We start from the raw sequence: 13,275 nt of genomic DNA, 5'->3' as shown, positions 1-13,275 counted from the left end.
AATGTTTTCGTTGATAGTTTTTGCCATAGCACCAAGCTCATCATTTGTTTTAACATCTATCATAGCGGAGTCTTTGGTTTTATGATTGATGAAGTCAAAGAAGGAGTTGAGGCCTGCAGTAATAATCATAATAGGTTTTAAATTTTTTATAATAGCAAATCTTACTAATATTAATGCTATGATTATGGCTATAAATGCAATAATAACTTGTTGGAATAAAACTTCATTAACTGCATCGGTATATACAGATTCATCTGTAATAGAACATACAATGTATTTTGGATTTAAAGTTTGGACACAAGTTACTACTTGGGTTTTGTCATTACCATCTTTAGCATAAAATAAAGAATCTTCTTTACTTGGATCAATTAAATCAGGCTCTGCTTTAATAGCATTTGCTATATTAATACTTAAGTCAGTTTTAGTAAGCATTAAATCTTTATTTTCGTGAAAAATAATTTGACCTTCTTTATCATAAACTGCCGCATATGAACTTTGAGAATGACCTAATATAAGCACATCTTTAGAAAAAGTATGAAGATTGTAATCTCCGCCAATTACAGCCAAAAGTTTACCATTTACATATATTGGTGCTGTGTAGGAAATTGTTATGGAACCATCTTCAATACTTTTATAAGGATCAGAAACTATAAGTGTTCCTGTTGCTTTTGCTTCTTGATACCATGGTCTTGTTCTTGCATCAAAACCAGTTTGTTCTGGACTTCTTATGATTTTATTAGATTGGTATAGTTTTCCATCTTCTTCAAAACCTATATAAGTTACATCATATCCAGCAGAGTATCTAATGGTTTCTAGAATATCAAACAACTCATTAATATCTGGATGTGGATTTTTCTCCATAAATTTTACTATCGAATCAATAGCAGTTCTTTTGCTTGTCCCATAAATTTCATATGCTTTGTTAACGTCAAACATTGTTTTCACTTGAATTTCTTCAAGATACTGACTTGTTGAATTTTTTGATTGGTAATAGCTAATAATATTAACTGTAATCAAAATAGCAATTATAAGCAATCCAACTATAAAAGTAAGTTTACTTGATAAGCTTCGAAAATTAAACATATTTCTATCCTTTTTTTAAAATAATTTTTGTTAAATTATAGTATATCTATAATAAATAATTTTTTAATTTTTATTATACCGTATAGTATAGTCTATATACGATAATTTTAATTATTATAAATTTATAAAAATTTAAGTTTTGTTAAGTATAATTTCAATTTTAAAATGCGGGAATAGCTCAGGGGTAGAGCACAACCTTGCCAAGGTTGGGGTCGCGAGTTCGAATCTCGTTTCCCGCTCCATTATCACCCGCCCGGGTGGTGGAATTGGTAGACACAAGGGACTTAAAATCCCTCGGAATTTTTCTTCCGTGCCGGTTCAAGTCCGGCCTCGGGCACCACTTTTTGGTAACTCAAGGCGACATAGCCAAGCGGTAAGGCATGGGCCTGCAAAGCCTTGATCTCCGGTTCGAATCCGGATGTCGCCTCCAATGCGATGTTAATACTTGATATTTTTATTCTTTTTACGGGAGATGGCTGAGTGGTCGAAAGCGGCGGTCTTGAAAACCGTTGAGGGTCACACCTCCAGGGGTTCGAATCCCTTTCTCCCGGCCACTTTAACATAATTTTTCATATTTTGTTTTACATTTAAAAAGATATTTCTTAATTTCTTTAAGAAATTAAGAAAATTATTCTAAGTCTAAAACCCCGCCTTTGCTAGCATTACTAACAAGCTTTTGATACATTTTAAGCCATCTTGAATTTATTTGCTTATAAGGCATTTTAAAATTTGCTTTGCGTTTAGCAATTTCATCTTGAGTTAAATTTGCATTAATGCTGTAAGTATCTACATCAATTTCTATCTCATCACCATCTTTTAAAAGCGCTATAAGTCCACCTTCTGCAGCCTCAGGAGAAATATGGCCTATGCTAAGTCCTCTTGTAGCTCCGCTAAAACGACCATCTGTTATAAGTGCAACTTTAGCACCAAGCCCCATGCCTGTGAGTAATGAAGTCGGACTAAGCATTTCTTGCATGCCAGGTCCGCCTTTTGGTCCTTCATAGCGTATCACGCACACATCGCCTTCTTTAACTTTACCTTTTATAATGCCTTTAATGGCTTCTTCTTGAGAGTTAAAACAAACCGCTTTTCCTTTGAATTTACGCTCGCCCATAATACCTGCTGTTTTTATCACACAGCCTTGCTCAGCTAAATTTCCAAAAAGTATAGCAAGCCCACCTACATTTGAGTAGGCATTATTTATTTTTCTTATAATGTTTTCATCTTTAATGCTAGCATTTTCAATGCGTTCTTTTAAAGTTTTTCCACTAATATCTAGAGTGTCAAGTTCTAAAATATGGCCTGGCTTTTTAGCTATTTCAGTTATTACTGCACTTACACCACCCGCTTTGTGTATATCTTCCATATAAACTGTATTTAAAGATGGAGCGATTTTAGCTATATGAGCTACATTGGCACTGATGTGATTGAGTTCTTTTATATCCAAATTTACACCTGCTTCATAAGCAATGGCAAGCATATGCAAGATAGTATTTGAGCTTCCACCCATAGCCATATCAACAACCAAGGCGTTATTAATGGATTTTTTAGTGATGATATTGCGAATTTTAAAACGCTCATCAAGAGCAATCTCGCAAATTCTACGCGCAGCTTTTCTTAAAAGCTCTTCTCTTTCTTTGCTAAGTGCTAAAATAGTTCCATTTCCTTCAAGTGCAATACCCATAGCCTCGCATAAAGTATTCATAGAATTTGCAGTAAACATACCCGAGCAAGATCCACCGCTAGGACAGGCTTTGCATTCTATATCTTTTAAATCATCTTCATTAATTTTTTTAGCTTCATATGCCCCTACTGCTTCAAAAACAGAACTTAGGCTGATTTTTTCTCCATGTTTATTTACGCCTGCTCTCATAGGTCCACCGCTTACAAAAATAGTTGGTACATTTACTCTTAAAGCCCCCATAAGCATACCTGGAGTGATTTTATCACAATTTGGGATACAAATTAGCGCATCAAGTTGGTGTGCATTCATCACTGTTTCAATAGAGTTTGCGATGATTTCACGACTTGGTAAAGAATAAAGCATACCATCATGCCCCATAGCTATACCATCATCAACACCTATGGTGTTAAATTCAAAAGGAATACAGCCATTTTTTCGGATTTCATCTTTAATGATTTTTGCATATTCATTTAAGAAAAAATGTCCTGGGATGATATCTATATAGCTATTTGCTACACCTATAAAAGGCTTATTAAAATCTTCATCATCTAAGCCACATGCTCTAAGTAAAGAGCGATTTGGTGCTTTTAAGTGTCCTTTTTTGATTGCATCACTTCTCATTTGTATCCTTTTTTAAAGTAAAAACTATCATTTTATGCTTTTATTTTGCAATTTTTGCTTAAATTTTTTAAACTTAAATAGTATTTTAAAGAAAATTATTTAAAATGTGCAATTATTTTGATTTAAGGAATGTAATGCTTTTAATTAATCCGGTATTTATAGGTGTTTTGTTAATGACGCTTTTGTGTTTTTTTAGGTTTAATGTTTTGCTTAGTGTTTTGCTTTCTGGGCTTTTTGTAGGCATTTGGTCTAAATTTATGCATATGGAGCATTTAAGTTTAGTGGATTTTTTTACCCAACTTCCACAAGCTATGATGGATTCTATGAAGGTTTTAATCGATGGTATGCAAGGGAATTTGCAAACAGCACTAAGTTATATTTTGCTTGGAGCGGTGGCTGCTGCTATATCAAAAACTAATCTAACGGCATATTTGATTAAAATAGTTTCGCATTATATTTCACATAAAAAATACTTACTTATACTTTCTTTAGCACTTATTGCTTGTTTTTCGCAAAATTTAATCCCTATCCATGTAGCTTTTGTGCCTTTATTAATTCCACCTTTGTTGAAACTTTTTAATAAATTAAAAATAGATCGTAGAGCCATAGCTTGTGCATTAACTTTTGGACTTACCACACCTTATATGGTGGTGCCTTTAGGTTTTGGGCTTATTTTTCAAACTTTGCTTGTGGATAATTTAAATTCAAATGGGGTGCAAATTAGCCTAGGAGAAGTTTCTCAAACTATGGCTTTTGCGGCTATTTGTATGTTAGTTGGTTTATTTTTGGCTGTATTTGTATTTTATGCTAAGCCAAGAGAATATCAAGAAGAACAAATTGCCAAAATGGATTTTGAAAATCTAAAAATGAGTAAAAAAGAATGGGGAGTTTTAGCTGGCCTTGGATTGACTTTGATTTTGCAAATTTTGACGCACAATTTACCTTTATCAGGGCTTTTAGGTTTTGTTTTGATGGTAATTTTGGGTGGAGTAGAGTATAACAAAGTTAATTTAGTTTTTGATGATGGGCTTAAAATCATGGGTTATATAGCTTTTGTAATGCTTGTTGCTTCAGGATATGGAGAGGTTTTAAAACAAAGTGGAGGTATAGCTGAGCTTGTAAAAACAAGCGTGCCTTTTATGGAGCAAAGTCACTTTTTAGCTATTTTTATTATGCTAGCTATAGGTCTTTTAATCACTATAGGTATAGGCAGTTCTTTTGGTACTATTCCTATCATCGCTGCCTTATTTTGTCCTATATGTATAGAACTTGGTTTTTCACCTGCTGCGATTATTTTTATCATCGGTGTTGCTGGAGCTTTGGGCGATGCAGGATCACCTGCTAGTGAAACGACTTTGGGAGTGAGTGTAGGGCTTAATGCAGATAAGCAAGGTGATCATATAAAAGATACTTGTATACCAACCTTTTTATGCTTTAATGGCTCTTTGCTTATCTTGGGTAGTGTTATAGCATTTTTCTTAATTTAAAATATTAAAAGTCTAAAAAGGCTTTTAATATTCAAATTCTTCCATATAACCACAATCAATTGTAAGAATTTTCATTTGAAATGATTTTATAAACTCGATTATAGGTTCAACTCCACCATAAGGAAAAGAAATGGGGTAAAAATACAATTTGGCGATATTTTCCTCTATTTTTTCTATGGAGTGAAAATAGTATTCTCCATTTCCTATGCAGTCAAAAATATCATCAAACTCCCAACAATCTTTGCTTGAGAAATATTCTAATTCTTTTTTGCTGTAAAAATTATATATACTTTTATCTGTGTATAAATCTTCTATTTGTAAATTCTCATCTTTTAAGATTTTGATATAATTAAACAAATCGCACAATCTTTTAAAAGACTTTTCATTATTAATGATAAACTTAATAAAGCAAAATTTTTCCATTTTAATACATTAACAATATTCCACTTGAAAGTCTGCTTGAAGATTTATTATACTCAATAAGACTCTCACCGTATCCGTTAAAATACTGAGTGTAAATATATAAGCCATTGTTAGAAATTTTATAAGCTCCACTTATTTCTACTGCACCGCGGTTATTAGCAAAATTTAAATTATTACGCCACAATATATTGATAAAATAATCATCTTGGGTATAAGCAAGATTAATATCAAAATTACCTAAATATTTTTCTATGTCAGGATTATCATCTTCTGAACTTTTTTCAGGAATTCTTAGCCAAACTCTAGGTATGAACATAAAATCGCCAAAAAACCATGCATTGCTTAGATAAATTCTATTCCATGATCTTGATTTTGGATCATTTTGCCCGTTAGATTCATGTAATAAGCCTATGCGTATATCTTTTAAATTCTCAAAAGCACCATATCCGCTTATAGGAAAGTTGATAAAAAATTCAGGTAAATAGTTTGTTTCTCTAAAAGGAGCAGAATGTTTATAAAGTTGCCACCATGAAATTTGCGTATAGCCTATGTTATAACTTTCATTTAAACCCAAAAGATTTTCAAAAAGAGTTTTTTTAAGGCTTACTTGAAATTTAGTTTCAGTGCTTTTATAATCTCTCTTGCTAAAACTATAAGAAGCAGGCATAAAATAGCTAAGATTATGCGTGCTAATACCAAAAGGATTGTATGATTTTTCTGTGCCAAGGTAGTTTGCTAAAGCTTCATTTTTTGGATTAATATCATCTAATTTTTTCTCTTTGGATGTATTTTGCTCAAAATTAAAAGACTTTTCTAAACTTACTTCTTTTTGTTTTTCTTTTAAAGCTAAGCTTTTATAAATTTGCATAGCTTTTTTGTACTTACCTTGATTTTCATATTCTAAGGCTTGATTGAATAAGTCCTCATTTGCTAAAGCACTAAAAGCACATACTATGGGTAGAATTGTCTTTTTCATGAAGCCACTTTTTATATTCTTTAAAATAATTTAAATTTATAAACTCATTATCATCTTCAAATTCTATAAATTCTGCTTTCATTGTATCACAAAAAAGGGCTAATTTGTGATTGTTTTCTTGTAAAAATTGCAAAGTTTTTTCAAAATTCCTACTATGGTAAAATCCACACAAATAATGCTTGTGTTTTTTTGTGCTTGCTAAGAGTATATTTTGTGATTTTAGATGATCAAAAAGCTTGTAAAAACTTTCTTTGTTTATGTTTGGAGTATCCACGCTAAGGATAAATACATAGGTATTTTTAAAATGTTTAAGTATGGAATTTAAGGCAATGAGTGGAGAGTAGTTGTTTAAATCCTCATCTAAAATAAGTGCTAAGTTTTTTTGATGAAATTTATCTTTTTTGCTGCTAATAAAAACTTGATTAAAAATCCTTGACATTTTTTCATATTGATAAAGAGTTAAGTTTTTATTATCTACTTGTAATAAGCTTTTATCTTCTCCCATACGCGAAGATTTTCCACCACATAAAATCACACAAGGATAGGGAATTTTTTCACTCATAAAAACCTCATAAATTCATCAAAATATTTTATAATACATTTATGAAATATACAGATTTAATACAAATAAAAGATTATTTTAAACAATTTCAAAGACTAAATTATCTCAAACGCCTTGATGATAATATCTTAGAGCTTAGCTTAGACCATCAAGCTTTTATACTAGACTTAACGCGTGGAAAAAGTGGAATTTACCAAGATAAACTCCAAGCAAAAGTCTATAATGCACCTTTTGATTTTATGCTAAAAAAATACTTCTCTAACGCAAAGATTTTAAATTTAGAAGTATTAGAAAATAATAGAATTTTATCTTTTGAAGTTTTATCGGAAAAATCTTATAAAGCTTATGGGGCTAAGATTTATTTTGAATTTACAGGAAAAAACACTAATGTAATCATCACAGACGCTGATGATATTATTATAGAAGCTTTGCGTCATATAGATAAAAGCTACCGCGTTGTAAAAATAGGCGAAAAACTCCAAGCTTTAAAAGCTTATGAGATAAAAGAAGAATTTGTAAAGATTGATGATTTTAATGTGTATTTTAAAGAAAGTGCTAAAAAGTTACAGCAAGAGCGCATAAAAGATATTAAAGAAAATAAACTTTTAAATATAGATAAAAAAATCTTTACTCTTAAAGAGAGTATAGAAAATTTAGAGCAAGAAAGTAATTTATTAAAAAAAGCTCAAGAATTAAGCCAAAAAGCAGATGTTTTATTTGCTAATTTAAATTCTTTAAAAGATTATCAAAGAGAATTTATTTTGCAAGATTTTAATGCAAATGAGCTTGCTTTTAAGCTCGAAGATACACCTAAAAATAGTGCGAATGAATTTTATAAAATGGCTAAAAAGCTAAAACAAAAGGCTAAAAATATCAATATAGAAAGAGAAATTTTAAGTGAAAAACTTGATTTTTTAATAAATTTAAAAGACTTAATTGCTAAAAGCACTTCTTTGAGAGAATTAGAAGTTTTAATGCCTAAAAAAACAAAAAAAACAAAAAAAGAAGAGTTAAATGCAGGGGTTAGTAGCTTTTATTTTGATGAGTTTAAAATCAGCGTAGGACGCAATGAAAAAGCTAATGAGTATTTATTAAAAATAGCTAAAAAAGATGATATTTGGCTGCATGTGAAAGATTATCCTAGTGCACATGTGATCATTACTTCAAATAAATTAAAAATAAGTCAATTAGTGCTAGAATTTGCAGCAAAGCTTTGTGTGGAATTTTCCAAGCTAAGTTCTGGAGTTTATTTGGTCGATTATACTAGTAAGAATTTTGTAAAAATAAAAGAAAAGGCTTTTGTAAATTATACAAATTATAAGACTTTAAGCGTTTTAAAGGAGTAAGTATGCCTATAAGTCCCATAGGTGGTATTCATTTTGCTAACCAAAATGCACCAGTACATTCAGCACAAGCTAGTAATGAATTGGCAAAAGATTCTTTTGCAACTTTGGTAAATATGAGTGAATTTCAAGCAAAAGAAAAGGCGGTTGAAAAACTTGAAAAAGTTAATCAAACTCATGAAGTAAGCGATGAGGTAAAAGAAAGGCAAGAGGAAGAAAAAAAGCATTCTAAACATCATCAAGAACAAGAGCAAGAAGATGAAGATGAACAAGAGGGGCAAGAAGTAGTTAAAAAAAGTTCTCATTTGCTTGATTTAAGTATATAGAAAGGATAAAAATGTTTTCAAAGACAAGAATTCTTAGTGCTATTGTGATGATAGCTGTGATAGCTGTTGTTGCTTTGGTGGATAATTTTTTGATTAATTTTGCGATTTTTGGTGTTTTATTGTTTTTGGCATTTAATGAAGCAAAAACTATGTTTAAAAGCAAACATGCAAGTGTTTTTGTGGCTTTGTGTGTTTTTGCAATAGGAGCATTTTTAGATAAACCTTTCTTTATAGGCCTCTTGGCTTTGATTTTGATTTTAGGATATTTAGTTTATAAAAAAAGTGAAAATTTAAATGAACTTATGCCTTATATATATCCTACTTTGCCTATTTTAATGCTTTATCAAGTATTAAGTTATGAGGGTATGTTTGTATTATTTTGGCTTATAGTGATTGTCGTTGCTTGCGATAGTGGGGCGTATTTTATAGGAAAACTAATTGGCGAGAGAGCTTTTTCTCTAACAAGTCCAAATAAAACCTTAGAAGGTGTTGTAGGTGGCATTGTTTGTGCGGGGATTTTAGGAACCATCATAGGCTCTTTTGAATTTAGCTTGATAAAAAGTATTTATATATCTTTAATCGTAGCTATTTTTGCTGTGATAGGGGATTTGCTTGAGAGTTATTTTAAAAGACAAGCAGGTATTAAAGATAGTGGTAATTTAATCCCAGGGCATGGGGGAGTTTTAGATAGAATTGATGCTGTTATCATTGCAGCATTTGCAATGGCAACTTTAGTATGATCGTACTTGGAAGCACGGGAAGTATAGGAGTTAATACTCTTTTTATTGCTAAAGAGAAAAACATAAACATAGAAGCCTTATCTTGCGGTAAAAATATCAAGCTTTTAAATGAGCAAATAGCTCTTTTTAAGCCTAAATTTGTATGTATACAAGATGAAAAAGATAAAACCTTAGTTGATCATGATAGGATTTTTTGTGGCCAAGAGGGTTTAAAAGCGATGATAGCTGAGTGCAAAAGTTCTTTAGTGGTAAATGCTATAGTAGGTTTTGCAGGCTTAAGTTCAAGTCTTATGGTGCAAAAGCTTGGTAAAATTTTAGCCTTGGCAAACAAAGAAAGCTTAGTAGTAGCAGGGAAATTTTTTGACACTTCTAAGATTAAGGCCATAGATAGCGAACATGCAGCACTAAAGTGCTTGATAGATAAAAGAAAAGATATTAAAAAACTTTTTATCACAGCAAGTGGCGGGGCCTTTTATAATTATAAAATCAAAGATTTAAAAAATGTTAGCGTAAAAGAAGCTCTTAAGCATCCTAACTGGAGCATGGGAGCTAAGATCACCATAGATAGTGCTAGCATGTGTAATAAACTTTTTGAAATCATCGAAGCTTATCATCTTTATGGTATTAAACAAATAGATGCTTTGATAGAAAGAAAGTCTTTAGTGCATGCTTTATGTGAATTTAAAGATGGTGGTATGAGTGCATATTTTTCTCATGCAAATATGCGTTTGTCTATAGCTCAAGCTATTTTAGATGAGCATGAACAAAGCTTTATAGAAAATTTGGATTTGTTAGCTATGCCAAGTTTAAAATTTGAAAAAATTAGTTTAAAAAAATATCCTATATTTTCACTTAAAGATGAGCTTTTGAAAAAGCCTGACTTGGGTGTGATTATAAATAGTGCAAATGAATATATGGTGTATCAATTTTTAGCCCAAAAAGCGCAGTTTTTAGACATAGCCAAGGGTATTTTTAAAGCATTGGATTATTTTGGTGTGCCAAAGATTAACCAAATTGAAGATGTTTTTGAGTATGATAAGCAAGTTAGGCTTTATTTAGATAAGGAAATGAAGTGAGATATTTTTTAAGTATTTTGATTTTTATAAATGTGGTTTTTGCTTTAGAGTTTAGCGTTAAAGAAAATGGAAAAAGTTTAGATGATAATAATACGGTTTTAATCCTTGGAGGTATACAAGGAGACGAGCCAGGTGGGTTTCATGCTGCTAGTTTGCTTTTGAGTGATTATAATATCACTAAAGGTAAAATTATTGTCGCACCAAATTTAGCTTTTGAAAGTATTATTGCTAGAAATAGAGGAAATTTTGGAGATTTAAATAGAAAATTTGCCCATATAGATGAAAACGATCCTGATTTTCACACTATAGAGCGCATAAAAAAGCTTATTTTGGAACCTGAGGTAAATATGGTTATAAATTTGCACGATGGAAGTGGATTTTATAGACCTCAATATGAAAGCAAAGATAAAAATCCAAATCGCTGGGGCAATACTAGTATTATTGATCAAAGTGAGGTAAATTCTACTAAATATGCAGATTTGGAAAATATTGCTAAAGAGGCAGTGGAAAATATCAATAAAGCTTTGGTTAAAGAAGAACATCAATATCATTTAAAAAATACCAAAACCCAAGAAAGCAATGATAAAGATATGCTAAAGGCTTTAACTTATTTTGTGGTGTCAAATCACAAAGCAGCCTTTGCTAATGAAGCGAGCAAAAATTTACCAACGCATTTAAGAGTATATTATCATCTTTTGGCGGTGGAGTATTATCTAAAAAAGGCAAATATAGAATTTCAAAGAACTTTCGATTTAACTCCAAATGGAGTTTATAGAGCTATTGAAAAGCCTTTAGAGGTAAAACTTTTTAATGATAAAATTTTACTTTATCTTGATAAACCTGCTAGTGCTATAAATTTTTTACCTTTTCCTATTAATCAAGCTTTAAATTATGAAGCAAGTAATGAGATTACTGCAGTAATTTCCAATGCTAACTCATATTCAATCAATTATGGCAATCGCTTGCAAACAAGATTGTATCCTGAATATTTTGAATTTTCAAATGCTCTAGATAGTGTTGAAGTGATAGTAGATGGAAAAAATATACAAACAAATTTTGCTCAAAAAATTATGGTAAAAGATAATTTTAAAATACCTTCTATAGCAGGTGTAAGAGTTAATGTTATAGGTTTTGATAGAGGTGTTGATGAAAGTGATATTGTTATAAGCAAAAACCAAATGCAAAGCCGTTATTCTTTGGATAAAAAAAGAAAAATTTACAGAGTAGAATTTTATGAGCTAAAAAATGCAAATTTAGCCGATCAAGTTTTAGAAAGAAAGACTAATTTTAAAGAAATCAAAAAAGCAAATATACCTGCAAAAGCCATAGAAAAAGCAGAACAAAAAGATAAATTTATCGGTATGATTTTAGTGGAATTTCAATGAGAGATTTGATTCTTGCCATAGAAAGTTCTTGTGATGATAGTTCTATTGCTATCATTAATAAAAATAACTTTGAGTGTATCTTTCATACAAAAATTTCTCAAGAAAATGCCCATAGTGCTTATGGAGGGGTGGTGCCCGAGCTTGCCGCAAGATTACATAGTGAAGCTTTACCTAAGATTTTAAAAAAATGCCAAAAATACTTTGACAAACTTTGCGCCATAGCGGTTACAAATGAACCTGGCCTTAGTGTGAGTTTGATAGGTGGAGTAGCTATGGCTAAAATGCTTGCTATTGGTTTAAATTTACCGCTCATTGCGATTAATCATCTAAAAGGGCATATTTATTCTATGTTTTTAGATGAAAAAGCTAATTTTGATATGGGTGTATTGCTTGTAAGTGGTGGGCATACTATGGTGCTTTTTATTAATGAGCAAGGTAAAATCACAGAATTAGCAAGAACAACCGACGATAGCTTTGGAGAAAGCTTTGATAAAGTAGCAAAAATGATGGATCTTGGTTATCCTGGCGGAGCTATCATAGAAAATTTAGCTAAAAATGTAAAAGAAAATGATTTAGAATTTAGCATACCCTTGCTTCATTCTAAAGATTTAGCTTATAGTTTTTCAGGACTTAAAAACCAAGTGCGTTTGGAAATTTTAAAAGAAGAATTAAGTTTGGAGCGTAAAAGTAAAATTGCCTTTGCATTTCAAAAAGCAGCCATAGCTCATATTTTAAACAAGTTAGAAAAAATTTTTAAAGAGTATAAATTTAAACGCTTTGGTATAGTAGGCGGAGCTAGTGCAAATTTAAGCTTAAGAAGTCAAATAGAACATTTATGTCAAAGTTATCAATGTGAGCTTTTGCTAGCTCCGCTTGAGTATTGTTCGGATAATGCTTTGATGATAGCAAGGGCAGCTTGTGAGGCTTATGAGCGTAAAGAATTTGTAAATATAGAAGATGATCTTATAAAGCCTAAGGTAAAAAACTTACAAGGCATATTATGAAAAAAGCTTTTACTATTATAGAGCTTGTGTTTGTAGTAATTATACTTGGAGTTTTAGCTGCGGTTGCTCTGCCAAAATTTAGTACAAGTAAAGATGAGGCAAGTGTAGTTCAAGCTTTGGGAAATTTAAAAATTTTTATCAATGATATAAGTGCTTATATATTAAAAAATGAAAGTCTTTCAAATATAGCTTTAATGAGCAATGTAACAAATATAAAAAATGAAGACTTGTCAAATTTGCAAAATTCCACCAAAGAACTTGATTTTAGTGTAGGAAATGATGAGCAATGTTTTAAAGTGCTTTTTGTAGATAAAGAAAGTGTTTTGCTTTTAGCACTTATGGTAGATAATGCTCAAAAAAGCAAAGCCCAAAATATAGCAGATTTAAAAAATCAAGCTTTGAAAGATCCTAAAAATCAAAGCATAAAAACTCAATTAGATGAGGCTTTAAATGCTTTTAGCCAAAGTGAATTTGCAAGTACTTCAAAATCCAAAGCTTGTCAAGGTCTAATCCACTCTAAAGCTTTTAAAGATTTAGCTACTAGAGTGTATTTTCTAAGCGGTAG

At 31.0% G+C, this 13,275-nt stretch carries 13 protein-coding genes and 4 tRNA genes; 12 read left to right on the top strand and 5 right to left on the bottom strand.

The window, feature by feature from the left end; translation table 11 throughout:
* Window positions 1-936 (bottom strand): cache domain-containing protein (locus L8W40_RS07800; protein ID WP_263665118.1); only part of this gene is annotated, 936 nt, incomplete at its 3' end.
* 314 nt (window positions 937-1,250) lie between these two features.
* Here L8W40_RS07800 and L8W40_RS07795 point away from each other — a divergent pair.
* From L8W40_RS07795 to L8W40_RS07780, 4 genes are all read left to right on the top strand, one after another.
* Window positions 1,251-1,325: transfer RNA gene (locus L8W40_RS07795), tRNA-Gly, on the top strand.
* 9 nt (window positions 1,326-1,334) lie between these two features.
* Window positions 1,335-1,423: transfer RNA gene (locus L8W40_RS07790), tRNA-Leu, on the top strand.
* Between the two features lie 16 nt (window positions 1,424-1,439).
* Window positions 1,440-1,513 (top strand) — tRNA-Cys (locus tag L8W40_RS07785).
* Between the two features lie 36 nt (window positions 1,514-1,549).
* Window positions 1,550-1,637 (top strand) — tRNA-Ser (locus L8W40_RS07780).
* Window positions 1,638-1,711: 74 nt separating this feature from the next.
* On the opposite strand, the gene ilvD is transcribed toward L8W40_RS07780, so the two are convergent.
* Window positions 1,712-3,388, bottom strand: coding sequence for a dihydroxy-acid dehydratase (ilvD, locus tag L8W40_RS07775; RefSeq protein ID WP_263665117.1), 1,677 nt, complete (start codon window positions 3,386-3,388; stop codon window positions 1,712-1,714).
* 134 nt (window positions 3,389-3,522) lie between these two features.
* Here ilvD and L8W40_RS07770 point away from each other — a divergent pair, with 134 nt between their 5' ends.
* Window positions 3,523-4,875 (top strand): Na+/H+ antiporter NhaC family protein, encoded by a 1,353-nt coding sequence (locus L8W40_RS07770; protein WP_412175285.1) that lies wholly within the window; start codon window positions 3,523-3,525, stop codon window positions 4,873-4,875.
* 24 nt (window positions 4,876-4,899) lie between these two features.
* Here the strand turns inward: L8W40_RS07770 and L8W40_RS07765 are convergent, their stop codons facing one another.
* From L8W40_RS07765 to L8W40_RS07755, 3 genes are read right to left on the bottom strand one after another with little or no spacing between them, the layout of a single operon-like run.
* The gene (locus L8W40_RS07765; protein WP_039629213.1) at window positions 4,900-5,298 is read right to left on the bottom strand and encodes a hypothetical protein; all 399 of its coding nucleotides are present in this window, start codon (window positions 5,296-5,298) and stop codon (window positions 4,900-4,902) included.
* Window position 5,299: 1 nt separating this feature from the next.
* Window positions 5,300-6,274, bottom strand: a complete 975-nt coding sequence (locus L8W40_RS07760) for a phospholipase A (RefSeq protein WP_263665116.1) — start codon at window positions 6,272-6,274, stop codon at window positions 5,300-5,302.
* Window positions 6,237-6,836: a molybdenum cofactor guanylyltransferase gene (locus L8W40_RS07755; RefSeq protein ID WP_263659548.1), complete on the bottom strand. Its 600-nt coding sequence runs from the start codon at window positions 6,834-6,836 to the stop codon at window positions 6,237-6,239. The genes L8W40_RS07760 and L8W40_RS07755 overlap by 38 nt, the downstream gene beginning before the upstream one ends.
* A gap of 41 nt (window positions 6,837-6,877) precedes the next feature.
* Between L8W40_RS07755 and L8W40_RS07750 the strand changes: the two genes are divergently transcribed.
* The 7 genes from L8W40_RS07750 to L8W40_RS07720 form a co-directional block, all read left to right on the top strand.
* Window positions 6,878-8,182, top strand: a complete 1,305-nt coding sequence (locus tag L8W40_RS07750) for an NFACT RNA binding domain-containing protein (RefSeq protein WP_263665115.1) — start codon at window positions 6,878-6,880, stop codon at window positions 8,180-8,182.
* Between the two features lie 2 nt (window positions 8,183-8,184).
* Window positions 8,185-8,505, top strand: a complete 321-nt coding sequence (locus L8W40_RS07745) for a hypothetical protein (RefSeq protein ID WP_133319048.1) — start codon at window positions 8,185-8,187, stop codon at window positions 8,503-8,505.
* 11 nt (window positions 8,506-8,516) lie between these two features.
* Window positions 8,517-9,245, top strand: a complete 729-nt coding sequence (locus L8W40_RS07740; protein ID WP_263665114.1) for a phosphatidate cytidylyltransferase — start codon at window positions 8,517-8,519, stop codon at window positions 9,243-9,245.
* Complete coding sequence (dxr, locus tag L8W40_RS07735; protein WP_133319046.1) at window positions 9,242-10,321, top strand: 1-deoxy-D-xylulose-5-phosphate reductoisomerase; 1,080 nt, start codon at window positions 9,242-9,244, stop codon at window positions 10,319-10,321. Before L8W40_RS07740 ends, dxr begins: the two co-directional genes overlap by 4 nt.
* Window positions 10,318-11,706 (top strand): M99 family carboxypeptidase catalytic domain-containing protein, encoded by a 1,389-nt coding sequence (locus L8W40_RS07730; protein WP_220566709.1) that lies wholly within the window; start codon window positions 10,318-10,320, stop codon window positions 11,704-11,706. The genes dxr and L8W40_RS07730 overlap by 4 nt, the downstream gene beginning before the upstream one ends.
* The gene (tsaD, locus tag L8W40_RS07725) at window positions 11,703-12,710 is read left to right on the top strand and encodes a tRNA (adenosine(37)-N6)-threonylcarbamoyltransferase complex transferase subunit TsaD (protein ID WP_263665112.1); all 1,008 of its coding nucleotides are present in this window, start codon (window positions 11,703-11,705) and stop codon (window positions 12,708-12,710) included. Before L8W40_RS07730 ends, tsaD begins: the two co-directional genes overlap by 4 nt.
* On the top strand, window positions 12,707-13,275 hold a 569-nt coding region (locus L8W40_RS07720), incomplete at its 3' end, for a type II secretion system protein (protein ID WP_318529491.1). The genes tsaD and L8W40_RS07720, both read left to right, overlap by 4 nt.

Origin of the sequence: Campylobacter sp. IFREMER_LSEM_CL1846 (genome assembly GCF_025772105.1) — a bacterium.
In the GTDB taxonomy this organism is placed as follows: Bacteria; Campylobacterota; Campylobacteria; order Campylobacterales; family Campylobacteraceae; genus Campylobacter_D; species Campylobacter_D lari_D.
The sequence above is the reverse complement of the archived record's forward strand: the minus strand, read 5'-3'. Positions and strand labels throughout refer to the sequence as shown.

Bases quoted from the DNA above. Each gene is read 5' to 3' on its own strand.
- ilvD (WP_263665117.1), bottom strand. From the start codon at position 3,388: ATGAGAAGTGATGCAATCAAAAAAGGACACTTAAAAGCACCAAATCGC.
- L8W40_RS07770 (WP_412175285.1), top strand. From the start codon at position 3,523: ATGCTTTTAATTAATCCGGTATTTATAGGTGTTTTGTTAATGACGCTT.
- L8W40_RS07765 (WP_039629213.1), bottom strand. From the start codon at position 5,298: ATGGAAAAATTTTGCTTTATTAAGTTTATCATTAATAATGAAAAGTCT.
- L8W40_RS07760 (WP_263665116.1), bottom strand. From the start codon at position 6,274: ATGAAAAAGACAATTCTACCCATAGTATGTGCTTTTAGTGCTTTAGCA.
- L8W40_RS07755 (WP_263659548.1), bottom strand. From the start codon at position 6,836: ATGAGTGAAAAAATTCCCTATCCTTGTGTGATTTTATGTGGTGGAAAA.
- L8W40_RS07750 (WP_263665115.1), top strand. From the start codon at position 6,878: ATGAAATATACAGATTTAATACAAATAAAAGATTATTTTAAACAATTT.
- L8W40_RS07745 (WP_133319048.1), top strand. From the start codon at position 8,185: ATGCCTATAAGTCCCATAGGTGGTATTCATTTTGCTAACCAAAATGCA.
- L8W40_RS07740 (WP_263665114.1), top strand. From the start codon at position 8,517: ATGTTTTCAAAGACAAGAATTCTTAGTGCTATTGTGATGATAGCTGTG.
- dxr (WP_133319046.1), top strand. From the start codon at position 9,242: ATGATCGTACTTGGAAGCACGGGAAGTATAGGAGTTAATACTCTTTTT.
- tsaD (WP_263665112.1), top strand. From the start codon at position 11,703: ATGAGAGATTTGATTCTTGCCATAGAAAGTTCTTGTGATGATAGTTCT.